The 818-nt window shown below is 76.5% G+C and carries 1 protein-coding gene; it reads left to right on the top strand.

The window, feature by feature from the left end; genetic code table 11:
• Positions 1-633, top strand: a 633-nt coding sequence (locus E1283_RS36650) for an MFS transporter (protein ID WP_165956387.1), incomplete at its 5' end; no start/stop codon positions are given.
• Between the last annotated feature and the right edge of the window lie 185 nt (positions 634-818).

Here is an 818-nt window from a genome sequence, read left to right as displayed (position 1 = left end):
GCCCCGCCCACCGGGGGCGGGCTGCGCGCCGGCCTGGCCCAGGTCGCCACCCGCCCGGCCCTCCGCGGCCCGCTCGTCGCCAACACGCTCTTCCTGACGGCCAACGCCGGCCTCACCGCGCTGCTCGTCCCGCTGCTGGTGACCCGGCTCGACGCCCCCGGGCACGCCGTCGGCTACCTGATCTCCGGGCTCGGCGCCGGCTTCCTGCTGGGCGCCACGCTCACCGGCCCGACCCTGGCCAGGCTCGGCACCCTCCGCACACTGCTCCTCGCCCGGATCGGCACCGGCGTCGCCTTCTTCGCGCTGGCCAACGCCCCGGCCCTGCCGGCCGCCGTGCTCGCCGCCGGGCTGGTCGGGGTACCGGGCAGCATGCTGCTGATCACCGTCCAGAGCCACCTGCAACACACCGTGCCGGCCGGCCTGTTGGGCCGGGTGACGGCCCTCTTCCTGGCCGCCGACTCACTGGCCGCCATCCTCGGCGGCCTCGCCGCCCCGGCCCTGGCCGCGGCGCTCGGCCTCGGCTTCGCGCTCAACGCGCTCAGCGCCCTGGCCCTCGTCCCGGCGCTGACGCCGTTGGCGGTGGCGGCACGCGGTCAGGTGCGGAAGACCCGCAAGTTCGGCGGCGGGTCGTGAGCGGTCCGCGCATGATCGCCACTGTGCGCACGACCGCTCCCGGAGCGTAGCCGCGCCGGTCGTGCTCCCTGACGCCGTCGTGCGCCGGCGATCAGAGGGGGCGGATCGCGGGTATCTCTCCTGTGCCGGCTTGTCGCCGCACCGCACGCGGAGAGGGAGGGGGCTGCGCATGAGGGGGGTCGAAT

It is taken from the genome of Streptomyces hainanensis (genome assembly GCF_004348415.1).
GTDB classification, from domain to species: Bacteria; Actinomycetota; Actinomycetes; order Streptomycetales; family Streptomycetaceae; genus Streptomyces; species Streptomyces hainanensis.
Note: the sequence above shows the minus strand (reverse complement) of the source record. Positions and strands in the feature narration are given on the sequence as shown.